The 25,219-nt window shown below is 63.7% G+C and carries 20 protein-coding genes; 5 read left to right on the top strand and 15 right to left on the bottom strand.

The window, feature by feature from the left end; genetic code table 11:
* Nucleotides 1-116 precede the first annotated feature (116 nt).
* From cmk to mtnA, 6 genes are all read right to left on the bottom strand, one after another.
* Nucleotides 117-803: a (d)CMP kinase gene (gene cmk, locus ACIQUS_RS11020; RefSeq protein ID WP_403046668.1), complete on the bottom strand. Its 687-nt coding sequence runs from the start codon at nt 801-803 to the stop codon at nt 117-119.
* Nucleotides 800-3,007: a bifunctional prephenate dehydrogenase/3-phosphoshikimate 1-carboxyvinyltransferase gene (locus ACIQUS_RS11025; RefSeq protein WP_403046811.1), complete on the bottom strand. Its 2,208-nt coding sequence runs from the start codon at nt 3,005-3,007 to the stop codon at nt 800-802. The genes cmk and ACIQUS_RS11025 overlap by 4 nt, the downstream gene beginning before the upstream one ends.
* 77 nt (nt 3,008-3,084) lie before the next feature.
* A complete protein-coding gene (pheA, locus tag ACIQUS_RS11030) occupies nt 3,085-4,179 on the bottom strand; it encodes a prephenate dehydratase (protein WP_403046671.1) in 1,095 nt (364 codons plus the stop codon).
* A complete protein-coding gene (gene serC, locus ACIQUS_RS11035) occupies nt 4,179-5,264 on the bottom strand; it encodes a 3-phosphoserine/phosphohydroxythreonine transaminase (RefSeq protein ID WP_403046674.1) in 1,086 nt (361 codons plus the stop codon). The genes pheA and serC overlap by 1 nt, the downstream gene beginning before the upstream one ends.
* 93 nt (nt 5,265-5,357) lie before the next feature.
* Nucleotides 5,358-7,985 (bottom strand): DNA gyrase subunit A, encoded by a 2,628-nt coding sequence (gyrA, locus tag ACIQUS_RS11040; RefSeq protein ID WP_403046677.1) that lies wholly within the window; start codon nt 7,983-7,985, stop codon nt 5,358-5,360.
* A gap of 279 nt (nt 7,986-8,264) precedes the next feature.
* Entirely contained in the window at nt 8,265-9,341 is a 1,077-nt protein-coding gene (gene mtnA, locus ACIQUS_RS11045) for an S-methyl-5-thioribose-1-phosphate isomerase (protein WP_403046679.1), read from the bottom strand.
* Between the two features lie 109 nt (nt 9,342-9,450).
* Between mtnA and ACIQUS_RS11050 the strand changes: the two genes are divergently transcribed.
* From ACIQUS_RS11050 to ACIQUS_RS11065, 4 genes are all read left to right on the top strand, one after another.
* A complete protein-coding gene (locus ACIQUS_RS11050) occupies nt 9,451-10,782 on the top strand; it encodes a TRZ/ATZ family hydrolase (protein WP_403046681.1) in 1,332 nt (443 codons plus the stop codon).
* Between the two features lie 62 nt (nt 10,783-10,844).
* Complete coding sequence (gene ubiG / locus ACIQUS_RS11055; protein WP_403046684.1) at nt 10,845-11,543, top strand: bifunctional 2-polyprenyl-6-hydroxyphenol methylase/3-demethylubiquinol 3-O-methyltransferase UbiG; 699 nt, start codon at nt 10,845-10,847, stop codon at nt 11,541-11,543.
* A gap of 2 nt (nt 11,544-11,545) precedes the next feature.
* On the top strand, nt 11,546-12,217 hold the full coding sequence (gene mupP / locus ACIQUS_RS11060) for an N-acetylmuramic acid 6-phosphate phosphatase MupP (protein ID WP_403046686.1): 672 nt from the start codon (nt 11,546-11,548) through the stop codon (nt 12,215-12,217).
* A 92-nt stretch (nt 12,218-12,309) separates the two neighbouring features.
* Nucleotides 12,310-13,050, top strand: a complete 741-nt coding sequence (locus ACIQUS_RS11065; protein ID WP_403046688.1) for a YciK family oxidoreductase — start codon at nt 12,310-12,312, stop codon at nt 13,048-13,050.
* On the opposite strand, the gene ACIQUS_RS11070 is transcribed toward ACIQUS_RS11065, so the two are convergent.
* The 7 genes from ACIQUS_RS11070 to ACIQUS_RS11100 all read right to left on the bottom strand — a co-directional run bounded on the left by ACIQUS_RS11070 (nt 13,051) and on the right by ACIQUS_RS11100 (nt 20,784).
* On the bottom strand, nt 13,051-13,803 hold the full coding sequence (locus tag ACIQUS_RS11070; RefSeq protein ID WP_403046813.1) for a TenA family transcriptional regulator: 753 nt from the start codon (nt 13,801-13,803) through the stop codon (nt 13,051-13,053).
* 71 nt (nt 13,804-13,874) lie between these two features.
* Nucleotides 13,875-16,331, bottom strand: a complete 2,457-nt coding sequence (locus tag ACIQUS_RS11075) for an EAL domain-containing protein (RefSeq protein ID WP_403046691.1) — start codon at nt 16,329-16,331, stop codon at nt 13,875-13,877.
* Between the two features lie 109 nt (nt 16,332-16,440).
* A complete protein-coding gene (locus tag ACIQUS_RS11080; RefSeq protein ID WP_403046694.1) occupies nt 16,441-18,273 on the bottom strand; it encodes an ABC transporter ATP-binding protein in 1,833 nt (610 codons plus the stop codon).
* A complete protein-coding gene (locus ACIQUS_RS11085; protein ID WP_403046697.1) occupies nt 18,266-18,898 on the bottom strand; it encodes a DsbA family protein in 633 nt (210 codons plus the stop codon). Before ACIQUS_RS11085 ends, ACIQUS_RS11080 begins: the two co-directional genes overlap by 8 nt.
* Nucleotides 18,899-18,901: 3 nt before the next feature.
* Nucleotides 18,902-19,840, bottom strand: a complete 939-nt coding sequence (locus ACIQUS_RS11090) for a rhodanese-related sulfurtransferase (RefSeq protein WP_403046699.1) — start codon at nt 19,838-19,840, stop codon at nt 18,902-18,904.
* A 107-nt stretch (nt 19,841-19,947) separates the two neighbouring features.
* A complete protein-coding gene (locus tag ACIQUS_RS11095) occupies nt 19,948-20,247 on the bottom strand; it encodes a BolA family transcriptional regulator (RefSeq protein ID WP_285861195.1) in 300 nt (99 codons plus the stop codon).
* A gap of 12 nt (nt 20,248-20,259) precedes the next feature.
* On the bottom strand, nt 20,260-20,784 hold the full coding sequence (locus tag ACIQUS_RS11100) for a DUF2059 domain-containing protein (RefSeq protein ID WP_403046702.1): 525 nt from the start codon (nt 20,782-20,784) through the stop codon (nt 20,260-20,262).
* A gap of 156 nt (nt 20,785-20,940) precedes the next feature.
* Between ACIQUS_RS11100 and ACIQUS_RS11105 the strand changes: the two genes are divergently transcribed.
* Complete coding sequence (locus ACIQUS_RS11105; RefSeq protein WP_403046704.1) at nt 20,941-22,335, top strand: class II fumarate hydratase; 1,395 nt, start codon at nt 20,941-20,943, stop codon at nt 22,333-22,335.
* A 1-nt stretch (nt 22,336) separates the two neighbouring features.
* Here ACIQUS_RS11105 and ACIQUS_RS11110 read toward each other — a convergent pair whose 3' ends face one another.
* Nucleotides 22,337-23,293, bottom strand: a complete 957-nt coding sequence (locus ACIQUS_RS11110) for a DMT family transporter (protein WP_403046706.1) — start codon at nt 23,291-23,293, stop codon at nt 22,337-22,339.
* 364 nt (nt 23,294-23,657) lie between these two features.
* Nucleotides 23,658-25,151 carry a polyphosphate:AMP phosphotransferase gene (pap, locus tag ACIQUS_RS11115; RefSeq protein WP_403046708.1) on the bottom strand — a complete coding sequence of 498 codons (1,494 nt, stop codon included), beginning with the start codon at nt 25,149-25,151 and terminating at the stop codon, nt 23,658-23,660.
* Nucleotides 25,152-25,219 lie beyond the last annotated feature (68 nt).

A 25,219-nucleotide genomic window follows, 5' to 3' on the forward strand; every position in this document is an offset into this window, starting at 1 on the left:
CTGTAGATTCGGGCGAAACAGACGCCCATAGCCACATTCCAGACAATGTGGGTTTCGTTTAAGTAAAGAAAAGCTGGCAGGACGTTGACTGGTGCCCCTGCCCGCTCTCCTCTCCATCAGGCCAGGTCGCGCAGGGCGATCTCGCTTCTGATGCGTTCCAGCACCTGCTCGATGGACAACTCCGTGGAATCCAGCTGGATCGCATCGGCCGCCGGCTTGAGCGGGGCCACTGCGCGCTGGGTGTCGCGCTCATCGCGCGCACGGATCTCATCTAGCAGACTTGACAGACTAACATCTTCGCCCTTGGCCTTCAACTGCAAGTAGCGGCGGCGGGCACGCTCCTCGGCACTGGCGGTCAGGAAAACCTTCAACGGCGCCTCGGGAAACACCACGGTACCCATGTCGCGACCATCGGCGATCAGCCCCGGCGCTTCCTGGAATGCCCGCTGGCGTTGCAGCAGCGCATCGCGCACCGCCGGCAGCGAAGCGACCATGGAGGCGCCGGCACCGACGGTCTCGGTACGAATGACGTTGCTGACGTCTTCGCCTTCGAGAATGATCTGCTGCAGCTTGCCGGGCTCGGCGGCGATGAACTGCACATCCAGGTGCGCAGCCAGCTTGACCAACAGCTCTTCGTTGGTCAGGGCAACACCGTGATTGGTCGCGGCGAACGCCAGCAGACGGTACAGGGCGCCGGAATCCAGCAGTTTCCAACCCAGTTCGCGAGCCAGCATCCCGGCCACGGTCCCCTTGCCCGATCCGCTCGGCCCGTCGATGGTAATGACCGGTGCATTCAGGCTCACGACTTGCCCTCTTCTGCAACACGGATGCCGACTTCGGCGCACAGGGCGAGGAAGTTCGGGAAGGACGTGGCGACGTTGGCGCAGTCATGGATGCGGATCGGTGCAGTGGCGCGCAGCGACGCAACGCTGAAGGCCATGGCGATACGGTGGTCACCGTGACCGTGGACTTCGCCACCGCCGATCGGACCGCCGTCGATGATGATGCCGTCCGGGGTCGGCTCGCACTTGACGCCCAGGGTCAGCAGGCCGTCGGCCATGACCTGGATGCGATCGGATTCCTTGACCCGCAGCTCTTCGGCGCCACGCAGCACGGTACGGCCTTCGGCACAGGCCGCGGCGACGAACAGCACCGGGAACTCGTCGATGGCCAGTGGCACCAGGTGCTCGGGGATCTCGATGCCCTTGAGCTTCGCCCCGCGCACGCGCAGGTCCGCCACAGGCTCGCCGCCGACTTCACGCTGGTTCTCCAGGGTGATGTCGCCTCCCATCAGGCGCAGGATATCGATGACACCGGTACGGGTCGGGTTGATGCCGACGTGTTCGAGCACCAGCTCCGAGCCCTGGGCAATCGAGGCGGCAACCAGGAAGAAGGCCGCCGAGGAGATGTCGGCCGGCACTTCGATACGGGTTGCGGTCAACTTGCCACCGGACTGCAGCGAGGCCACCGGGCCGTTGCTATCGACCGCGTAGCCGAAGCCGCGCAGCATGCGCTCGGTGTGGTCGCGGGTCGGCGCAGGCTCGGTGACGGTGGTCTTGCCTTCGGCGTAGAGGCCAGCCAGCAGCAGGCAGGATTTCACCTGGGCACTGGCCATTGGCAGGGTGTAGGTCAGCGCCTTGAGCGTGTTGCCACCACGGATGGTCAGCGGCGGACGGCCTTCCGGACCCGTCTCGATCACCGCACCCATTTCCCGCAGCGGGTTGGCGACACGGTTCATCGGACGCTTGGACAGCGATGCATCGCCGGTCATGGTCACATCAAACGGCTGCGCGGCCAGCAGGCCGGAGAGCAGGCGCATGGACGTGCCGGAGTTACCCAGGTAGATCGGGCCGGGCGGCGGCTTCAGGCCATTGAGGCCCACGCCATGGATGGTCACACGGCCATGGTGCGGGCCTTCGATGACCACACCCATGTCGCGGAAAGCCTGCAAGGTCGCCAGGGCATCTTCACCTTCGAGGAAGCCTTCGACTTCGGTGGTGCCTTCAGCCAGGGAGCCGAGCATGATCGAGCGGTGGGAAATCGATTTGTCGCCTGGTACGCGAATCCGGCCAGTCAGTTGGCCACCAGGATTTGCCAGGAAAATCAGGTCGTTGGAGTTCATAGCGTCCACATAGGCCCGACGGGCCAGGATTTTACTGAAATGCTCGCGGGCAACCCGGGCGCGCGTGAAGACGCCCAGCAATTGATGCCCATCCCCTGCATCGACCGCGTCGCGCAAGGCGTCGAGGTCGCTGCGAAATGTATCCAGTGTGCGCAGAACAGCTTCGCGGTTGGCGAGAAAAATGTCGTGCCACATGACCGGGTCGCTTCCGGCGATTCTTGTGAAATCGCGGAAGCCTCCGGCAGCGTATCGGAAGATATCCAGGTTTTCATTGCGCTTGGCCAATGAATCGACCAGGCCGAAGGCCAGCAGGTGCGGCAGGTGGCTGGTCGCCGCCAGGACTTCGTCGTGGCGCTCGACCTGCATGTGCTCGACATCGGCCTCCAGCGCACGCCACAGGTGGTCAACCAGGGCCAGGGCGGTCGGGTCGGTTTCGGCCAGCGGCGTAAGGATCACCTTATGGCGGCGGAACAGCGTGGCATTGGAAGCCTCCACCCCGCTCTGCTCGGAACCGGCGATCGGGTGGCCGGGCACGAAGTACGCCAGGCGCTCGGCGAACGCCTCGCGCGCAGCGCGCACCACATTACCCTTGGCGCTGCCGACGTCGGTCAGCACGGCGCGCCCGAGATCAAGTTCAGCCAGACGGGCCAGGAGCTTCTCCATGGCCAGGATCGGCACGGCCAGCTGGATGACATCGGCGCCGACGCAGGCAGCGGCCAGGTCTTCCTCGCAGCGGTCGACCACACCCAGTTCCACCGCCAGCTTGCGCGACTGCGGATCCAGGTCGACACCGACCACCTCGCGGCACAGGCCGCTTTCACGCAGGCCCTTGGCGAACGAACCGCCAATCAGGCCGAGACCGACCACCACCAGTCGGCCGATGATCGGCTCGACCTTGTTCACCACGACTTCACCCACGGAGCTGGACCCTGTTCAAAACTGCATGTACGCCACTCATTGCCTCAGAGTACCGCTTTTGGATAGGAACCCAACACCTTGAGGGCCACGGCTTCCTGGCTGATCTTCTCCAGCACGGCCTTGATCAGCGGATCGCGGTGGTGACCGATGAAGTCGATGAAGAACACGTAGGTCCACTTGCCGCTACGCGACGGGCGGGTCTCGATACGGGTCAGGTCGATGCCGTTCTCGTGGAACGGCACCAGCAGCTCGTGCAAGGCGCCCGGTTTGTTGCTCATGGAGACGATGATCGAGGTCTTGTCGTCGCCGGTCGGCGGCACTTCCTGATTGCCGATCATGAGGAAGCGCGTGGAGTTGTCCGGACGGTCTTCGATCTTCTCGGCCAGGCGGGTCAGGCCGTAGAGGCTGGCCGCCATGTCACCGGCGATGGCCGCCGAGTTCCACTCGCCCTTGACCCGCTTGGCGGCTTCGGCGTTGCTCGATACCGCCACGCGCTCGACGTTCGGGTAGTGCGCGTCCAGCCACTTGCGGCACTGGGCCAGGGACTGGGCATGGGAGTAGATGCGGGTGATGCTGTCGGTCTTGGTGTTCTCGCCTACCAGCAGGTGGTGGTGGATACGCAGCTCGACTTCGCCGCAGATGACCATGTCGTGCTCGAGGAAGCTGTCCAGGGTGTGGTTGACCGCACCCTCGGTGGAGTTTTCCACCGGCACCACGCCGAAGTTGACGGCGCCGGCCGCCACTTCACGGAACACTTCGTCGATGGCCGCCATCGGCTTGCTGATCACCGCATGACCGAAATGCTTCATCGCCGCGGCCTGGGTGAAGGTACCCTCAGGGCCCAGGTAGGCGACCTTCAGCGGCTGCTCCAGCGCCAGGCACGAGGACATGATCTCGCGGAACAAGCGGGCCATCTCTTCGTTGCCCAGCGGACCCTGGTTGCGCTGCATGACGCGCTTGAGCACCTGCGCCTCGCGCTCGGGCCGGTAGAACACCGGCGCCTCACCTTCGGCCAGGCTCGCGGTCTTGACCCGCGCCACTTCCTGCGCGCAACGGGCACGGTCACTGATCAGCTCGAGGATCTTCTCGTCGAGGCTGTCAATGCGCACCCGCAGCGCCTTGAGTTCCTGCTCCGACATCAGCCGTGCTCCTTCTCGAATTCGGCCATGTAGCCGACCAGCGCCTCCACGGCGTCCAGGCCCAGGGCGTTGTAGATCGAGGCACGCATGCCACCGACCGAACGGTGGCCCTTGAGGTTGAGCAGGCCGCGGGTATCGGCACCGGCCAGGAAGGCCTTGTCCAGGCGCTCGTCGGCCAGGCGGAACGGTACGTTCATCCAGGAACGCGCGTTGACGCTGATCGGGTTGGTGTAGAAATCGCTGCTGTCGATGAAGTTGTACAGGCGGTCTTTCTTGGCGCGGTTGCGCTGCTCCATGGCCGCGACGCCCCCCTGCTCCTTGAGCCACTCGAAGACCAGCCCCGAGAGGTACCAGGAATAGGTAGCCGGAGTGTTGTACATCGAACCGTTGTCGGCAGCGATCTTGTAGTCGAGCATGGTCGGGCAGCTGCTGCGGGCGCGACCGATCAGGTCTTCACGGACGATGACCACCACCAGGCCGCTCGGGCCGATGTTTTTCTGGGCGCCGGCATAGATCATGCCGAAATCGGAGACGTCGATCGGGCGCGAGAGGATGTCCGAGGACATGTCGACCACCAGCGGCACGTCACCGGTCTGCGGCACCCAGTCGAACTGCAGACCACCGATGGTCTCGTTCGAGGCGTAGTGCACATAGGCGGCGTTCGCGGTCAGCTTCCACTCGTTCTGGCCAGGGATCGACAGGTAGTCATAAGGCTTGGCGCTGGCGGCAACGTTGATATTGCCGAAGCGACGGGCTTCCTCGATGGCCTTCTTCGACCAGATACCGGTTTCGATATAGTCGGCAGTGCCATTCTCGGGCAGCAGGTTCAGGGGGATCTCGGCGAACTGCTGGCTCGCACCGCCCTGCAGGAAGAGCACCTTGTAGTTGGCAGGAACGGACAACAGGTCGCGCAGGTCCTGTTCGGCCTTTTCGGCAATGGCTACGTAGTCGTCGCTACGATGGCTCATTTCCATCACGGACAGGCCCTTGCCATGCCAATCCAGCATTTCGGCCTGGGCGCGCTGCAGTACAGCGTCAGGGAGCGCAGCAGGGCCTGCGCAGAAGTTAAAGGCTCGTTTGCTCACATCCACTCTCGCTCTGCTCATGATGTCCGTGGAGCAGGCCGCGCCGCGCAAGGACTGCGTCGCCGCGACCACCCCACCAGGGTACTGCTTGGTTTATTCCTGCGGCGCCTCTTCGTCGCCAGCGGCCTGGGCCTCTGGTGCCTCGACGGCGTCAGCTTCGTCGGCGAAGTCCTCGTCGCCTTCCTCTTCGGACGGCTCCTGGACACGCTCCAGACCCACCAGGGTCTCGTCATTGGCCAGCTTGATCAGGGTCACGCCCTGGGTGTTTCGACCCAGGCTGGAGACCTCGCCGACGCGGGTACGGACCAGGGTGCCCTGGTCGGAGATCAGCATGATCTCCTCGCCGTCCTGCACCTGCACGGCACCGACCAGGCGACCGTTACGCTCGTTGCTGACCATGGCGATAACACCCTGGCCGCCACGCTTGTACTCGGGGAACTCGCCGATTTCGGTGCGCTTGCCGTAACCACGCTCGGAGGCGGTGAGGATCTGGCTGCCCTCCTCCGGAATGATCATGGAGATCAGCTTCTGCCCTTCACCCAGGCGCATGCCGCGCACACCGCGGGCGGTACGGCCCATGGCGCGAACATCGGACTCCTTGAAACGGGTGACCTTGCCGGCGTCGGAGAACAGCATCACCTCACGCTCGCCATCGGTGATGGCCGCGGAAATCAGCACGTCGCCTTCGTCCAGTTCCAGGGCGATCAGGCCGACGCTGCGCTGGCGGCTGAAGGATTCCAGCGGGGTCTTCTTCACGGTGCCGTTGGCGGTCGCCATGAAGATGAAGTGACCTTCGGTGTATTCCTCGACCGGCAGCATGGTCGAAATGTACTCGCCCTCGTCCAGCGGCAGCAGGTTGACCAGCGGTCGACCGCGCGCGGCACGGGAGGCCTCGGGGATTTCGTAGGTCTTGAGCCAGTACACCTTGCCCTTGCTGGAGAACAGCAGCAGCGTGGTGTGGCTGTTGGCGACCAGCAGGTGCGAGATGTAGTCCTCGTCCTTGACGCCGGTGGCCGACTTGCCCTTGCCGCCACGGCGCTGGGCCTGGTAGGCCGCCAGTGGCTGGGTCTTGGCGTAGCCGCCGTGGGAGATGGTCACGACCCGGTCTTCTTCCGGAATCATGTCACCCAGGGTCAGGTCCAGGCGCGCATCGAGGATCTCGGTGCGGCGCACGTCGCCGTACTCGGCGCGAATCAGTTCCAGCTCTTCACGGATCACTTCCATCAGGCGCTCGGCGCTGCTGAGGATGCGGATCAGCTCGCCAATCTGGTTGAGGATCTCCTGGTACTCGGCCAGCAGCTTCTCGTGCTCAAGACCGGTCAGGCGGTGCAGGCGCAGGTCGAGGATGGCCTGGGCCTGTTCCGGCGACAGGAAGTACTTGCCGTCGCGCAGGCCGTATTGCTCGTCGAGGTTTTCCGGGCGGCAGGAGTCGGCGCCGGCGCGCTCGACCATCACCTGCACGGCGCTGGATTCCCACGGCGTGCTGACCAGCGCTTCCTTGGCCTCGGACGGGGTCGGCGAGGCCTTGATCAGGGCGATGACCGGATCGATGTTGGACAGGGCAACCGCCTGGCCTTCAAGGATATGGCCGCGCTCGCGGGCCTTGCGCAGTTCGAAGACGGTACGGCGGGTCACCACTTCACGGCGGTGACGGACGAAGGCTTCGAGCAGGTCCTTGAGGTTCAGCACCCGCGGACGGCCGTCGATCAGCGCCACGATGTTGATGCCGAACACGCTCTGCAGCTGGGTCTGGGCGTAGAGGTTGTTGAGGATGACCTCAGGCACCTCGCCACGGCGCAGCTCGATGACGATGCGCATGCCGTCCTTGTCGGACTCGTCGCGCAGCTCGGTGATGCCTTCGAGTTTCTTTTCCTTGACCAGCTCGGCGATCTTCTCGATCAGGCGGGCCTTGTTCAGCTGGTAGGGCAGCTCGGTGACGACGATCTGCTGGCGGCCACCGACCTTGTCGATGTCTTCGACGCTGGAGCGGGCGCGCATGTAGATCCGGCCACGACCGGTTCGGTAGGCCTCGATGATGCCCTGGCGACCGTTGATGATGCCGGCGGTCGGGAAGTCCGGGCCCGGGATGAACTGCATCAGCTCATCGACCGTGATGTCGGCGTTGTCGATCAGCGCCAGGCAACCATCGATGACTTCACCGAGGTTGTGCGGCGGAATGTTGGTTGCCATGCCCACGGCAATACCGCTGGAACCGTTGACCAGCAGGTTGGGGATCTTGGTCGGCATGACCGCCGGGATCTGTTCGGTGCCGTCGTAGTTGGGCACCCAGTCGACGGTTTCCTTGTGCAGGTCGGCCAGCAGCTCATGGGCCAGTTTGGTCATGCGCACTTCGGTGTATCGCATGGCCGCGGCGTTGTCGCCGTCCACCGAACCGAAGTTGCCCTGACCGTCGACCAGCAGGTAGCGCAGCGAGAACGGCTGCGCCATGCGCACGATGGTGTCGTAGACCGCAGTATCACCGTGGGGGTGATACTTACCGATCACGTCACCGACCACACGGGCGGATTTCTTGTACGGTTTGTTCCAGTCGTTGCCCAGCTCGCTCATCGCATAGAGAACACGGCGATGCACGGGCTTCAAGCCATCACGCGCATCGGGCAGCGCACGCCCGACAATGACGCTCATCGCGTAGTCGAGGTAGGACTGTCTCAGTTCGTCTTCGATATTGACCGGGAGGATTTCTTTGGCCAGTTCGCCCATGAGAAGCCTGATTCCTTTTTCTGGTGAAACCTCGTCACATCCATATGGGACGAACGAAGCTCGTCGCCGCAAAGTGACACTTTGCAACGACTTACGACAAATCAACGAGTTAAGCCATGGATCTGCGCAGTAAAGACAACCCCGCGGGGCTGCCTTGGAAACCGTCGGATGTTACCACAATCGCCCAGACGGTGGGAGTAGGCTGCGGCACTACTACCCTACTGCTCGTCTGCAACGTGCGACAGCCGCCGCAACAGGCCGCCAGCGCAGGACACACCCTCAATGCAAACGCTTGCGGCACATCAGTTGCGCCATCTTGACCGCGTCGGGACGCTCAACGATGCCTTTTTCGGTCACGATAACATCGACCAGGTCCGCTGGAGTCACATCAAAGGCCGGACTGAAAGCTTCCACCCCGGGGCCCAGGTGCCTGCCCTCCACTTCCAGTAGTTCACCGGCACCGCGCTCTTCAAGGTAGACGTCCTCGCCACTTTCCAGATTCATGTCGATGCTGGAGCTGGGCGCCACCACCATGAAGCGCACGCCATGGTGCATGGCGGTGACTGCCAGCTGGTAGGTACCGATCTTGTTGACCACATCGCCATTGGCGGTGATGCGGTCGGCACCGACGATGACCCAGGTAATGCCCTTGGTTTTCATCAGGTGCGCAGCGGCAGAGTCGGCGTGGATGGTCACCGGGATGCCCTCGCCGGCCAGCTCCCAGGCCGTCAGCCGCGAGCCTTGCAGCCAGGGACGGGTTTCGTTGACATGCACCCGCTCGACCATCCCTTCCAGATGTGCCGCACGAATCACCCCAAGCGCGGTGCCAAAGCCACCAGTGGCAAGGGCCCCGGTATTGCAGTGGGTCAACAGGGCCTGCTCGCTGCCCTGGTGCTTGCGGATCAGGTCGACGCCGAGCTGGGCCATGGTCAGGTTGGCTTCGCGGTCACTGTCGTGGATGGCAATGGCTTCAGCGGCCATGATCGCCGCCACATCCTCACCCTCCTTTACCCGCAACAGGCGTTCGCGCATGCGATTGAGCGCCCAGAACAGGTTGGCGGCGGTGGGCCGTGCCTCGCCCAGCAGCTCGAAGTCTTCCTCCAGGGCCCGCTCCCAATCATCGCCCTCGGCCAGGCGCTGGCGCACGGCCATGGCCAGGCCGTAGGCGGCACTGATGCCGATGGCCGGCGCACCGCGCACCACCCGGCCACGAATCGCCTCGGCCACCGCCGCCGCATCGGCGCAGGACTGCCAGGTCTGCTCGAACGGCAGCGCACGCTGGTCGAGCAGGTACAGGACGCCGTCGCGCCAATCGATGGCCGTCACCTTCTCTGCCGCCATTAATTGATCGCGCATGCCTCACCCCATCAGTCGGACATCAAAAGCGGGCGATTATAGCGAGCCCCCGGCGCGGACGCTCGGGTATACTTCGCCCTCAGCCCATGCGACCCAGGGAAACCCTGCCATGCCCAAACCCGCTACACCGCTCGACCTGCTGCTCCTGCCGACCTGGCTGGTGCCTGTCGAACCTGCCGGGGTGGTATTGAAGGAGCATGGACTGGGCATTCGCGACGGGCAAATCGTTTTTATCGGCCCGCGCGAACAGGCCGCCCGCCTGGCCCCGGCCGAAACCCGCGAACTGCCGGGCTGCCTGCTGGCGCCCGGACTGATCAACGCCCACGGCCACGCCGCCATGAGCCTGTTCCGCGGCCTGGCCGACGACCTGCCGCTGATGACCTGGCTCGAAGAGCACATCTGGCCGGCCGAAGGTCGCTGGGTCGACGAGGATTTCGTCCGCGACGGCACGGACCTGGCCATCGCCGAGCAGATCAAGGGTGGCGTCACCTGCTTTGCCGACATGTACTTCTACCCCCGGATCGCCAGCGAGCGGGTCCATAACAGCGGCATCCGCGCACAGATCGCCGTGCCGCTGCTGGACTTCCCGATCCCCGGCGCACGCAGCACCGATGAAGCCCTGCACCTGGCCGTGGAGCTGTTCGGCGACCTGCGTCACCACCCGCGCATCTCCGTGGCCATGGGCCCGCATGCGCCGTACACGGTGAGCGATGAGAACCTGGAGAAGATCCGGGTGATCGCCGAGGAACTGGATGCGCCGATCCACATGCACATCCACGAAACCGCCTTCGAGGTCGAGCAGTCCCTGGCCACCCGCGGTGAGCGCCCGCTGGCCCGCCTCGCCCGCCTGGGCCTGCTCGGGCCACGGCTGCAGGCAGTGCACATGACCCAGGTCAGCGACGACGACCTGGCCCTGCTGGTAGAAAGCAACACCAGCGTGGTGCACTGCCCCGAGTCCAACCTCAAGCTCGCCAGCGGCTTCTGCCCGGTCGAGCGCCTGTGGCAGGCGGGCGTCAACGTGGCCGTGGGCACCGATGGCGCGGCCAGCAACAACGACCTCGACCTGCTCGGCGAAACCCGTACCGCCGCCCTGCTGGCCAAGGCCGTAGCCGGCTCGGCCGCCGCGCTGGACGCCCACCGGGCGCTGCGCATGGCAACGCTCAACGGCGCCCGGGCCCTGGGCCTGGAAGCCGTGACCGGGTCGCTGGAACCGGGCAAGGCTGCCGACATCGTCGCCTTCGACCTGTCGGGCCTGGCCCAGCAGCCGGTCTACGACCCGGTTTCACAATTGATCTACGCCAGCAGCCGTGACTGCGTGAAGCACGTCTGGGTTGCCGGCAAACAACTGCTGGACGAGCGTCGCCTGACCCGCCTGGACGAGCAGGCCCTGCATGCCACCGCGTGCGCCTGGGGCCAGCGGATCGGTGAACGCAACGAATAACCTGCTGGCAGCCACCGCTGCCGGCCCGTGACACCTTTATCAGAGTTTCAGAGGACTGTTCCATGAGCAACGTCGACCACGCCGAAATCGCCAAGTTCGAAGCCCTGGCCCACCGTTGGTGGGACCGCGAGAGCGAGTTCAAGCCGCTGCACGATATCAACCCGCTGCGGGTCAACTGGATCGACGAGCGGGTCAAGCTGGCCGGCAAGAAGGTCTTGGACGTCGGCTGCGGCGGCGGCATCCTCAGCGAAGCCATGGCCCTGCGCGGCGCTACCGTGACCGGCATCGACATGGGCGAAGCGCCGCTGGCCGTGGCCCAGTTGCATCAACTGGAGTCCGGGGTAGAGGTCGAGTACCGGCAGATCACCGCCGAAGCCCTGGCCGAGGAGATGCCCGAGCAGTTCGACGTGGTCACCTGCCTTGAGATGCTCGAGCACGTGCCCGACCCGTCCTCGGTGATTCGCGCCTGCTTTCGCATGGTCAAGCCCGGCGGCCAGGTGTTCTTCTCGACCATCAACCGCAACCCCAAGGCCTACCTGTTCGCGATCATCGGCGCCGAGTACATCATGAAGCTGCTGCCGCGCGGCACCCACGACTTCAAGAAATTCATCCGTCCTTCGGAACTGGGCGCCTGGAGCCGCGAGGCGGGCCTGAGTGTCAAGGACATCATCGGCCTGACCTACAACCCGCTGACCAAGCACTACAAGCTGGCCAACGACGTTGACGTCAACTACATGATCCAGACCCTGCGCGAGGAATGAGCATGCGTTTGCGAGCGGTACTTTTCGACATGGACGGCACCCTGCTCGACACGGCGCCGGATTTCATCGCCATCTGCCAGGGCATGCTGGCCGACCGCGGCCTGCCGGCCATTGATGACCAGCGCATCCGCGACGTGGTTTCCGGCGGCGCCAAAGCGATGGTTTCAGCGACCTTCGGCCTGGACCCCGAAGCGCCGGAGTTCGAGGCCCTGCGCCTGGAGTTCCTTGAGCGCTACCAGCAAGGCTGCGCGGTGCACAGCAAGCTCTACGACGGCATGGCCGAACTGCTGGCCGACATCGAGAAAGCCAATCTGCTGTGGGGCGTGGTAACCAACAAGCCGGTGCGCTTTGCCGAACCTATCATGCAGCAGCTGGGCCTGGCCGAGCGCTCGGCCCTGCTGATCTGCCCGGACCACGTGAAGAACAGCAAGCCGGACCCCGAGCCGCTGATCCTCGCCTGCAAGACCCTGGATCTGGACCCGGCCAGCGTCCTATTCGTCGGCGACGACCTGCGCGACATCGAGTCCGGCCGCGATGCCGGCACCCGCACCGCGGCGGTCCGCTACGGCTATATTCACCCTGACGACAACCCCAACAACTGGGGCGCGGATGTGGTGGTCGATCATCCGCTGGAGCTGCGCAAGGTGCTTGATAGCGCGCTTTGCGGTTGCTGACCGTGATCGCGGGGCAAGCCCGCTCCCACACACAGCTGTAGGAGCGGGCTTGCCCCGCGATGAAGCCACCCCCATTTGCAAGAGGCAACCCCATGTTCGAATACTCCGCCCGCCCCGACCTGCTCAAGGGCCGCACCATCCTGGTTACCGGTGCAGGTCGCGGTATCGGCGCAGCAGCCGCCAAGGCCTACGCCGCCCATGGCGCCACCGTGCTGCTGCTGGGCAAGACCGAAGGCAACCTGACCCAGGTCTATGACGAGATCGAAGCCGCCGGGCACCCCAAGCCTGCGGTCATTCCGTTCAACCTGGAAACCGCCCTGCCGCACCAGTATGACGAGCTGGCAGCCATGATCGAAGGCGAGTTCGGCCACCTCGACGGCTTGCTGCACAACGCCTCGATCATTGGCCCTCGCACGCCACTGGAACAGCTGTCGGGCGACAACTTCATGCGCGTGATGCAGATCAACGTCAACGCCATGTTCATGCTGACCAGCACCCTGCTGCCGCTGCTCAAGCTGTCCAAGGATGCTTCGGTGATCTTCACCTCCAGCAGCGTCGGGCGCAAAGGCCGGGCCTACTGGGGTGCCTATGGGGTATCGAAGTTCGCCACCGAAGGCCTGATGCAGACCCTCGCCGACGAACTGGAAGGCGTGGCGCCGGTACGTGCCAACAGCGTGAACCCGGGCGCCACCCGCACCAGCATGCGCGCCCAGGCCTACCCGGGCGAGAATCCGGAAAACAACCCGCTGCCCGAGCAGATCATGCCGGTCTACCTGTACCTGATGGGCCCGGACAGCAGCGGCGTCAATGGCCAGGCGTTCAACGCCCAGTAATCAGCCTTCGGCCAGTTCCGCCTGGAGACGGGCGGGCTGGCGCTGTTCCAGCTGCATGCAGCGCTCAAGGAACAGGAACATGTAGTCGTAGCTCTTGCAGATCGCCCGACGCAGTTCCACCTGCAAGGCCTGGGACGGATTATTGCCCGCCAGGGTGCAGACGATTTCCAGCGCTTCCCACGGGTGGGCGTCGTCGTACTGGGCATGCATCTTCAGCCACTTCATGGCGCGCTTGCGGCCCTCTTCCGGGAAGCCCTGGGCATAGACGCCGGTCGAACAGACCACCGCCGACCACTCCCCCGTCGCCCCTTCGATCGCATAGTTGGTCGCCGCGATGGCCACCACCAGTGAATCGGCCGCACAGGTATGCCAGCACCAGTCGCTCAGGCCGTTGAGTTCGGTCGGCACATCCTGGGCCTGCAGGTCTTCCAGGCTGACACCATGGGCCTGGCTCCAGTACAGCCAGTAATCGGCATGATTGAGCTCGACGCGGATGTTGCGCATCAGCCAGCGGCGCGCCATATCCTCCCCAGGATGGCGGGCGTAGCGGGTCTTGGTCAGGTTCTGGGCCATGTACAGGGAGAACTGTTCGACCACCGGCCAGCCACCGATCAGGTACTGGCGCATGGTGCGGCCGCTCAGGCGTCCGTCACGCATGCGTTGGTAAAGTTCATGTTCGACGACCCGGCGCTTGCTCTCGAAGCAGTCCTTGATCAGTTGTTGGGCCCAGAGCGGGTAACTGGTGGGGTCCATCAATGGACCGGTACGAATGAACGCGTCAATCACTGTCAGCTCCTTGTTCCTTGTGATTATCGTGCGGACCTTCAGCGAAAGGTCCCGGGTGCCCTGGACAACAAGGGCCTTGTGGCAGTCCGTTGGCGTTGCAGGCTTTCGCAGGTGAACACCTGCGGTCGCTCGATCAGGTAGCCCTGGGCGTAGTCGACGCCTATCTCTTGTAATGCTTGCTCGATCAACGGGGTCTCGACGAACTCGGCGATGGTGCGCTTGCCCATGACATGCCCGATATGGTTGATCACCTCGACCATGGCGCGGTTGACCGGGTCATCGAGCATGTCTTTGACGAAACTTCCGTCGATCTTCAGGAAGTCTACAGGCAAATGTTTCAAATATGCGAACGACGACATCCCGGCGCAGAAATCATCCAGGGAGAATCGACAGCCCAGGCCCTTGAGTTCATTGATGAAGCGAATAGCGCTGCCCAGATTGGCAATAGCACTGGTTTCGGTAATTTCAAAACAAATCATGTGCGGTGGAATGCCGTACTCGCCAAACAGGCGCTGCAGATACTCCAGGAACTTGTCATCGCCGATGCTGCTGCCCGACAGGTTGATCGCGCACATGGCCAGGGGACCGTCTCGCCGCTCGTTCAGGCACTGGCGGATGACCTTGAAGACACTGCGCACCACCCAACGGTCCAGGGCTGTCATCAGGCCATAGCGCTCGGCGGCCGGAATGAAGCTGTCGGGCAGGATGATCCGCCCGCTTTCATCATGCAGGCGCAGGAGGATTTCGATGTGCCCGCCACTGTCATCAGGCCCCAGGGCCGCGATCTCCTGGGCATAGAGGCAGAAGCGATTCTCTTCCAGGGCCACGTGCAGGCGCTGGATCCAGGCCATTTCACCGAAGCGCATGGACAGCTCGCTGTCGTCGGCATGGTACACCTGGACCCGGTTGCGGCCCTTTTCCTTGGCCATGTAGCAGGCCATGTCAGCCGCACGCAGGGAGGCTTCCAGGGTGACAGGCGCCTGGGCTATATGCACCAGGCCGACACTCACCGTGGTCATGAACGGCCGCCCCTTCCAGACAAAATGCAGGCTCTGCACCGCCTGGCGCAGGCCCTCGGCGATGCGCTCGGCCTGCTCCTGCGGGCAGTTCTCCAGCAGGATGCCGAACTCGTCGCCGCCCAGGCGGGCCAGGGTGTCGCCCTCGCGCAGCCCGGCCTGCAACACTGCGCAGATGTGCCGCAGCAACTCATCGCCGGCGGCATGACCGCAGGTGTCGTTGACCAGTTTGAACTGATCCAGGTCGAGGAACATCAGGGCATGACGGGCCGGCTTGCGCGCCAGGCCGTTCAAGGCCTGCTCCAGGCGGTATTCGAATTCGCGGCGGTTGGCCAGCCCGGTCAGGGCGTCGTGGGTCGCCTGCCAGGACAGGTTGGCGATGTACTGACGCTCCTGGGTCATGTCGTGCAGCACCAGGACGATACCGCTGATCCTTCCTTCGGCCATGATCGGCGCCCCGACCAGGGTGACCGACACGGTGCTGCCGTCCAGGCGCTGGATCAGCTTGGCGTGGTCGCTGCCGCTCTGCAGGGTACCACTGAGGATGTGCTCGACCAGGGTCAGGCTGTCTTTCTCGGCGTTGTCGTCGAGCAGGCTGAACAGCGCCGCCAGCGGCAGCCCCTGGGCCTGGGCGGCATGCCAGTGGGTCAGCTGTTCGGCAGCCGGGTTCATGTAGGTGATACAGCCTTCGACGTCGGTGGTGATTACGCCATCGCCGATGGACTCCAGGGTGATCTGCGCCCGCTCCTTCTCGACCTGCAAGGCATTGGCAAAAGCCTGACGCTGGGTCAGCAACTTGCTGGAGCGCAACCAGGCCAGGGCGATCAGGAACAAGGCGGTGGCCAGGTTGGTTGCCAGCAGCACCCGCAGCAGCATGCGCGAGCCCTCACCCAGGGCATCGCTGAAGGCCCGGGCGGCCGGGGTCACCTCATCGTTAATGGCGGCGATGCGCGCTTTCCATTCGGCCACGGCGCGGCCATCGGCCTTGCCCGAGGCAAAGCCCTGGTGCATCTGTTCGGCAACTTCGTTGAGCTGATAGAGAAAACCGTCGCCCACGGCCCACAGCTCAATGGCTTTTTCCAGGTAACTGACCTGGTGAAAGTTCAGGTACAACCAGATCAGGCTGGAGACGTCGTCAGGATGATTACCCCCCTGGAGAATGCCACGGCGTGCGGCATCCAGGTCCGGCGTCGGCAGGTCCAGGGCAACGCGCAGGTCATGCCCGCCCTGGGGCACGGCGATGGCCTTGCGGTACTTCTGGAAGGTGGCCTCGTCGCGGCTGTCGGCATAGAGGTTGAGGTAGTAGATTGCATCCTTCTGCCCCTTGGACCAGAGGCTCTCCCCCGCCACATAACCACGCACCGCCGACAAGGCGTACAGGCTGATGCTCCCCAGCATTGCCTGAAACAGTACGACCGCGACAAAGGGCCAGATGATGCCCAACAACTTCGGCGCTTCGAGAGTCCGTTTTCGGTTCATGAGGTCCCTTGCACACAGAGCCGGATGAATCTCACTATTGTTGATGCACAGACTAGGCTATTTGCCATGAAAGCTGGAGCGCTTTTCGCGGCCCGGCATCACTTTGCGCTCAACTCTGTTGCAAATGACCATATAACTTGGCGTATAAGCCGCCATCGGCGATCAATTGCTGGTGATCGCCGTCTTCGGCCACATGCCCGCCATCGAAGACCAACACGCGATCGGCCTGCTTCACTGCCGACAGGCGATGGGCAATGATCAGCGTGGTGCGGGCGCTCAGGAAGCGTGCCAAAGCCTGATGCAGGTTGTATTCAGTGGCCGCATCCAGGGCCGAGGTGGCCTCGTCGAGAATGACCACCTTGGGCTCGGCCAGGACCATCCGCGCAATCGCCAGACGCTGGCGCTGACCACCCGACAGGCGCACGCCCGAACGCCCGACCACGGTGTCCAGGCCACGCGGCATGGCGGCGATGGTGGCATCGAGCTGGGCGATGGCCAGCGCTTGCCAGCAGGCCTCGTCGCTGCAATCACGACCCATGGTCAGGTTGGCGCGCACACTGTCATTGAACAGCGACGGGTGCTGCAGCACCACGGCCACATGCTCGCGCAGGGTTTCCAGGCCGATGTCCTGCAAGGTCGAACCACCAAAGCGGATGGTGCCGGCCTGGGCGCTGTAGAGCCCGAGCAGCAGTTGCACCAGGGTACTCTTGCCGCCGCCACTGGCGCCGACGATGGCGACTTTCTCGCCCGGGGCAATGGACAAGTTCAACTGGTCGAGCACCGGCTCGTCGGCATAGGCAAAGCGCAGGCCCTGGACTTCGATACCCACGGTGTCGCGCCCCTTGAACGGATCGACGCCACCAGGGAATTGCGGCTCGTCGGCACGCGCCAGCAGTTCGTTGAGGCGGCTCAGGGCGCCGCCCGCCGCATAGTAGGCGTACTGCAGGTTGAGCAACTGCTCAACCGGCCCGATCATGAACCAGAGGTAGCTGAACACGGCCAGCATCTGGCCGATGGACAGGTCGGAGAACAGCACCGTGAGCATCGCCGCGGCGCGGAAGATATCGATGCCGAACTGGAACAGCAGACCACTGGCACGGCCACTGGCGTCGCTTTTCCATTGCGAGGCCACCGCATAGTTGCGCACCTCCTGGGCACGCACACCAAGACGACCGAGGAAATAGCCCTGGCGGTTGCTGGCGCGGATCTCCTGGATCGCGTCCAGGGTTTCGGTCAACGCCTGAGTGAAGCGTGAGGTGCTGTCGTTTTCGAGCTTCTTCAGGTGCTTGACCCGCTTGCCCAGTTGCACCGTGGCAAAGATCACCAGGGGGTTGAACAACAGGATCAGCAAGGCCAGCTTCCAGTGCATCCAGATCAGGATCCCGGCGGTGCCGGTCAGGGTCAACATGGCCACCAGGAAGCGGCTCAGGGTTTCACCGACGAACTTGTCCAGGGTATCCAGGTCGGTGACCAGGTGCGTAGTCACGGTACCGGCGCCCAGACTTTCGTATTCCTTCAGGGAAATACGCTTGAGCCGCTCGATCAGGCGGATACGCAGGCGATAGACGATGTCCTTGGCAAGCCCTGCGAACAGTTTCGCCTGCACCACGTTGAAGGCCAGCGCCGCACAACGCAGGCCCAGGGTCAGCAGCAGCATCAGGCCGATGTAGCCGGCCGCCACCTGCCAGTTGCCGGGCAGGACATGGTTCATCCATTTGAGCGCGGCATCACCATGGCCGAGCAGCACCTCGTCGACCAGCAAGGGCAACAGCAAGGGGATGGGCACACTGCACAGGGCCGCCAGTACGGCAACGCCGTTGGCGATCCACAGGGCTTTCTTGTGATGCAGGGCCAGGCGGCGGATCTCCGCCCAGCTCAAGCGATCGGCAACAGCGGGAGAAGGCCCCGGCACAGGGTCGGGCGACCCTGGCAGATCAAGCACAGGCGGCCTGCTGCAGCCAGCGGCCGAGCAGCGGGCTGAGGCTATCGAGCGACTGGTAGCCGTTGGTCAGCAATGCCAGTTGACCATTGCGCTCGGCCAGCAAGGTCGGGAACCCGGCAATGCCCAGGTCCTGGGCCCAGGTGAAATCGGCAGCGGTGGCCGCACGCACGTCGGCGCTGGTAAAGCGCTCGGCAAACACTGTGCGGTCGAAGCCGACCTGTTCGGCCAACTCCACCAGTGCGGGTGCGCGGGTGACGTCCTTGCCACCTTGGTAGAACGCCTGCTGGATGGCCGCCAGCAGCGACCAGGTGCGGTGTTCGTCGAGACTGCGGGCTGCCACCAGCGCGCGGCAGGCAGGCTCGGTGTCATAAACGAAACCGTCCGGCATGGCGCCTTCGAGGGTAAAGGGCTGGCCCGTGGCCTGGGTGACCGCCTGCCAGTGCTCGAGGATGTAGCGCCGGGTCGAGGCATCCAGCGCACTGCTGCCGGTGCGCAAACCACCGACCACCAGGCGGGTCTCGATCCCGGCTTCGTGCGCCTGGGCGATAAGGGCCTTGGCCACCGGCGCAAAACCCCAGCACCAGGAGCACATCGGGTCCATCACATAGAGCAGGCGTGCGGACATCGGTCAGGCCTCGGCAGCTTTGCGGTAATTGTGACCGATCGGGTGTGGCTGGTTACGGGCCTTGGCCAGCTCGATCTGCTTCTGCCGGTCAATGGCGCTGCGTCGGGTCTTCTCGCTCAGGCTGTCCCAGCAATGTGGGCAGCTGATGCCAGGCGAATAGTGCTCGGACGCACGGTCTTGCACACTGATCGGGGTGCGGCAGGCATGGCACTGGTCGTAGTCGCCCTCGCTCAGGTCGTGACGCACGGTGACCCGGTTGTCGAACACGAAGCAGTCGCCCTGCCAGCGGCTTTGCTCCTGAGGCACCTCTTCGAGGTATTTCAGGATCCCGCCCTTAAGATGATAGACCTCTTCGAAACCTTCACCGAGCATGTAGCTGGAGGCTTTTTCACAGCGGATGCCACCGGTGCAGAACATGGCCACTTTCTTGTGCCGGGCCGGGTCGAAGTTGGCCTTGATGTACTCGGGGAACTCGCGGAAGGTGGTGGTCTTCGGATCGATCGCGCCTTCGAAGGTGCCGATGGCCACTTCGTAGTCATTGCGAGTGTCGATCAGCAACACCTCGGGGTCGCTGATCAGCGCGTTCCAGTCCTGGGCCTCGACGTAGGTGCCGACCTTGTGGTTCGGGTCCACGCCCGGTACGCCCAGGGTGACGATCTCTTTCTTGAGCTTGACCTTGGTGCGATAGAACGGTTGTTCGTCGCAGTAGGATTCCTTGTGGTCGATATCCACCAGGCGCTCATCGCTGCGCAGCCAGGCCAGCAGGCCGTCGATACCTTCACGGCTGCCGGAGACGGTGCCGTTGATGCCCTCTTCGGCCAGCAGCAAGGTGCCCTTGATGTCGTTGGCCAGCATGGATTCGAGCAGCGGCTCGCGCAGCTCGACGTAATCTTTCAGGGTGACGAACTTGTACAGCGCCGCCACGACGATAGCTTGGGTCATGCAATGAATCTCCAGGTGGTCACCCTCGCAAAGGGCGGACCGGATAGCAAAAAAAACGCGCCGACGAGCGGCGCGTTGCACATTCTAACAAAAAGCTGACGATAAAATCAGTGCTTGCTGCCACCGGCACAGGTGGGCGAAGCAGGCGCGACGCCGACTTTCTGCCATTCGGCGGGGGTATAGGTGTGCAGGGCCAGGGCATGGAACTGCCCCATCAGCTCACCCAGGGTGGCGTAGACCTTCTGGTGACGCTTGACGCTGTTCAAGCCCTCGAACTGCTCGCTGACCAGCACGGCCTTGTAGTGGGTCTGCTGGCCACGGCTGTGCATATGGCTCTCGTCGAGCACCTCCAGGTGCTGCGGTGCCAGCGCCTGGAGGCTCTGTTCGATCTTTTGTTGCATGCTCATGTCAGGCTCCGCTTACGGCTTCTTGGCCGGAGCGGCCTGGCCGGCTTTCGGATCGAGTTCCTTGGTCATGTCAGCCAGCAGCTTGTTGACCACCGGCACCGCGCTTTCGAGCTTGCGCTGGGTCAGCTGGGCCGACTGCTGGGTGATCTGGGGCATTTTTTCCATGACTTTCTTGCCCAGCGGCGACTGGTAGAAAGCGACCAGGTCCTTGAGCTCGCTTTCGCTGAAGGTGCTGGTGTACAGCTTGACCATGTCAGGCTTGAGCTTGTTCCAGCCGATGGCCTGGTCCAGGGCGGCGTTGGCCTTGGCCTGGTAGCTGTCGAGTACGGCTTTCTTCGAGGCCGGGGCCTTGGTCTGCTCGAAACGCTGGGCAAACATCTGCTGCACCTGCATGTAGACCGGGGTACCCAGCTTGTCGGCGTGCGCCATCATGAGGAATTTTTCGGCACTGGCGTTGTGGCTGGCGGTGTCGGCAAGCACCTGGCCGCTGGCGCAGACCAGCGCAACAGCGGTGCAAAGGGCGCGAAGACGGGTCATCGGAATTCCTTCATTAGACAGAGGAGGTAGTACCCCAGAGTAGAGCATTCTGCGCTGACTAGGGCACGGCACTCAAGTGGAACGACGAGCGTTGGATCCGCTACGGCGAAAAGGGACCTAAACTGCGAATTCAGACCACAAGGGAGTGTTCGCAGCATGAGTCGTATCGAAACTGACAGCCTGGGGCAGGTCGAAGTTCCTGACCAGGCCTATTGGGGTGCCCAGACGCAACGCTCGCTGATCAATTTCGCCATCGGCAAGGAGCGCATGCCACTGGCCGTCCTGCATGCCCTGGCGCTGATCAAGAAAGCCGCCGCACGGGTCAACGACCGCAACGGAGACCTTCCGGCCAATATTGCCCGGCTGATCGAGCAGGCCGCCGACGAGGTCCTCGATGGCCAGCTCGACGACCAGTTTCCGCTCGTCGTCTGGCAGACCGGCAGTGGCACCCAGAGCAACATGAACGTCAACGAAGTGATCGCCGGTCGCGCCAACGAGCTGGCCGGCAAGGGACGCGGTGGCAAGGTGCCGGTCCACCCCAATGACCACGTCAATCGCTCGCAAAGTTCCAACGACTGCTTCCCCACCGCCATGCACATCGCCGCCGCCCAGGCCGTCCAGCACCAGCTGTTGCCGGCGATTGCCGAGCTGTCCTCGGGCCTGGCCGAACTTGCCGTGCGCCACCAGCACCTGGTCAAGACCGGCCGCACCCACATGATGGATGCCACACCGATCACCTTCGGCCAGGAAGTCTCGGCCTACGTGGCCCAGCTCGAGTACGCCCAACGGGCGATTCGTGGCGCCCTGCCGGCGGTGTGCGAACTGGCCCAGGGCGGTACCGCGGTCGGCACCGGGCTGAATGCGCCGCACGGTTTTGCCGAAGCCATTGCCGCGGAGCTGGCTGCCCTCTCCGGCCTGCCTTTCGTCACCGCGCCAAACAAGTTTGCCGCCCTGGCCGGGCACGAGCCGCTGACCACCCTGGCCGGGGGCCTCAAGACCCTGGCGGTGGCGTTGATGAAACTGGCCAACGACCTGCGGTTGCTCGGTTCCGGCCCCCGCGCCGGGCTTGCCGAAGTGCGCCTGCCGGCGAACGAGCCGGGCAGCTCGATCATGCCCGGCAAGGTCAACCCGACCCAGTGCGAAGCCCTGTCAATGCTGGCTTGCCAAGTACTGGGCAACGACACGGCCATCGGCTTTGCCGCAAGCCAGGGACACCTGCAATTGAACGTGTTCAAACCGGTGATCATCCACAACCTGCTGCAATCGATCGAGTTGCTGGCCGACGGCTGTCGCAACTTCCAGCAGCATTGCGTGGCCGGCATCGAACCGGACACCGAGCAGATGGCCGCGCACCTGGAGCGCGGGCTGATGCTGGTGACAGCGCTCAACCCGCATATCGGTTACGACAAGGCAGCGGAAATCGCCAAGAAAGCCTACAGCGAAGGCACCACCCTGCGTGAGGCCGCGCTGACCCTGGGCTACCTGACCAACCAGCAGTTCGACCAGTGGGTACGCCCGCAAGACATGCTCGAGCCCGGCAAGAAAGGCTGAATCACCGGGCCAGGCGCAAACGCCTGGCCCGCCAGCCGGCCACCAGCGAAGGGCCCAGCGCGGTCAGCGCCGAACCGAGCACTACCACCATTGCACCGACATAGCCCAGGCTATTGATCTGCTCGGCGTGCACGTAGTCGGGCCAGAACCAGGCGGCCAGGGCCACGGCGACAAAGGTCACCAGCGGCGTGATCGCCAGGGTCGCGCTGACCCGCGAGGCTTCCCAGTGAGCCAGGGCTTCGGCGAATGCACCGTAGGCCACCAGGGTATTGAGGCAGCAGGCCAGCAACAGCCAGCCTTGCAACGGACTCAGTTGCAGCGCTTCAAGCGGATGTACCCAGGGCGTCAGCAGCACGGCACAGCACAGGTAGATCACCATCATCACCTGCATGGAATTCCACACCGTCAGCAGTTGCTTCTGGCTCAGGGCATAGAAGACCCAGATCGTCGTTGCCAGCAGAATGGTCAGCACGCCTGTGGTGTAAACGCTGAGGGAGGTCAGCAGTTCTTCCAGGCGCTGGTTGAAGAACAGGCCGAAGCCAAGCAGGAGGATGACCAGGCCCACGCCCTGCCCCAGGCTGAATCGCTCCTTGAACAGGAACACACTGGCGACCAGCAACAACACCGGTCCCATCTGCACCACCAGTTGCGCGGTACCGGGGCTGAGCAGTTTCAGGCCGACCAGATACAGCACATAGTTACCGACCAGGCCGAAGGTGGCCAGCGCCACCAGGCCCCAGCCCTTGCGCCCCAAGGGCTTGAACGAAGGCAGGCGCTTGCTCGCTGCCAGCCAGGCCAGCAGCAGGCCACCGGAAACCAGCAGGCGAAACCAGGTCACGGTGATCGGGTCCATCACCTGCAGCACCTGTTTGAGCTTGATCGGCAGGATGCCCCAGAGCAGGGCCGTCAGCAGCGAAAGTGACAGGCCATAGACCCAGCGTCCGGAAGAAATGTGCATACCAGCCTCGAAAGCCCTTTAGTGGGGGGAAACTGGATTCTACGGGCTGGATACGGGGGGCCGACAGGTACAATTGCGGAAAAGATTTCAGCATCTCATTCCCTGGGTTCCTGCAACCCCGATCGCCGGCTATACCAGCCACAAGAGCCGGCGATGGTCGCCGTCATTCTGTGTAGCCGCTGCCGAGGAACGAGGCTGCGATCGACTGCCTGCAGGAGCGGGCTTGCCCCGCGATGCGTTGCAGCGCTAAATCGCGGGGAAAGCCCGCCGATCGCAGCCTGGCGGCAGCGGCTACACCATCAGGCAATCAAGACGGTATCTCCCACCATGTTCGTGTGGGAGCCGGCATCGCCGGCGATGGGCCTCAGCCCTTGTCTTTCTTGAACGCCTTCTCCAGCGCCTCGTTGATCGTGCGCAGTACCTTGACCCGGGCCCAGCGCTTGTCATTGGCCTCGACCAGGGTCCAGGGTGCAATTTCGGTACTGGTGCGGTCGACCATGTCGCCCACCGCTTCTTCGTACAGCCCCCACTTGTCGCGGTTGCGCCAGTCTTCCTCGGTGATCTTGAAGCGCTTGAACGGGGTCTTCTCCCGCTCCTGGAAACGCTCCAGTTGCGTCTGCTTGTCGATCGACAGCCAGAACTTGACCACCACCACACCGGCCATGCTCAGCTGCTCTTCGAAATCGTTGATCTCGCCATAGGCGCGCATCCAGTCGGCCTGGCTGCAGTAACCTTCGACCCGCTCGACCAGCACCCGACCATACCAGGAGCGATCGAACACGGTGAACTTGCCCCGCGCCGGCACGTGGCGCCAGAAGCGCCACAGGTAGGGTTGTTCGCGCTCCTCTTCGGTGGGCGCGGCAATCGGCACGATGCGGTACTGGCGCGGGTCCAGCGCCGCGGCCACGCGGCGGATGGCGCCGCCCTTGCCGGCGGCATCGTTGCCCTCGAACACCGCCACCAGGGCATGGCGGCGCATGCGCTTGTCGCGCAGAAGGCCAGACAGTCGCGCCTGCTCGGTGATCAACTGCTCCTGATAGTCGCCCTTGTCCAGGCGCAAGGTCATGTCCAGGCTGCCCAACAGGCTGCGATGATCGATGCTCATGCCCAGCGGTGCGATGTTGGCCTGGTGCACCGGCGCATGCTTGACCTTGAGCGCCGTCTGCAACCCTTCGAGCAGGATGCGGCCGACGGCCAGGCTGCGGTAATGGGGATCGACGCCCTCGATCACATGCCAGGGCGCATAGTCGCGGCTGGTCTGACGCAGCACCCGCTCACCGAAGCGCACGAAGCGGTCGTAGGTCTCCGATTGCTGCCAGTCCAGCGGGCTGATCCGCCAACTGTGCAGCGGGTCGTCCTGGAGCGCCTTGAGCCGGGCTTTCATCTGTTTCTTGGACAGGTGGAACCAGAACTTGAAGATCAGCGCGCCTTCATCGCAGAGCATTTCTTCCAGGCGCTCGGCGCCGCGAATGGCCTGGTCGAGTACCGCATCCTTGAACTGGCCATGCACCCGCCCCTGGAGCATCTGGCTGTACCAGTTGCCGAAAAAAATACCGATGCGGCCCTTGGCCGGCAGTGCCCGCCAGTAGCGCCAGGCCGGCGGACGGGCGAGTTCTTCATCGGTCTGCTGGTCGAAGGTGCGCACTTCGATCAGGCGCGGGTCCATCCATTCGTTGAGCAGCTTGACCGTCTCGCCCTTGCCCGCCCCTTCGATACCGTTGATCAGCACGATCACCGGGAAACGCGCCTGTTGCTTGAGTTCGAACTGTGCCTCGAGCAAGGCTTCACGCAGTGCCGGCACTTCGGCATCGTAGGTTTGTTTGTCAATGCTATGACCAATTTCCGCGGATTCGAACATACCAGGCTCCCTACATGGATAAGCAAGACTAGCGGATCGCGCTCAACATTGTCTGCCTGGACAAAGAT

This window comes from Pseudomonas sp. NPDC090755, from assembly GCF_044769005.1.
In the GTDB taxonomy this organism is placed as follows: domain Bacteria; phylum Pseudomonadota; class Gammaproteobacteria; order Pseudomonadales; family Pseudomonadaceae; genus Aquipseudomonas.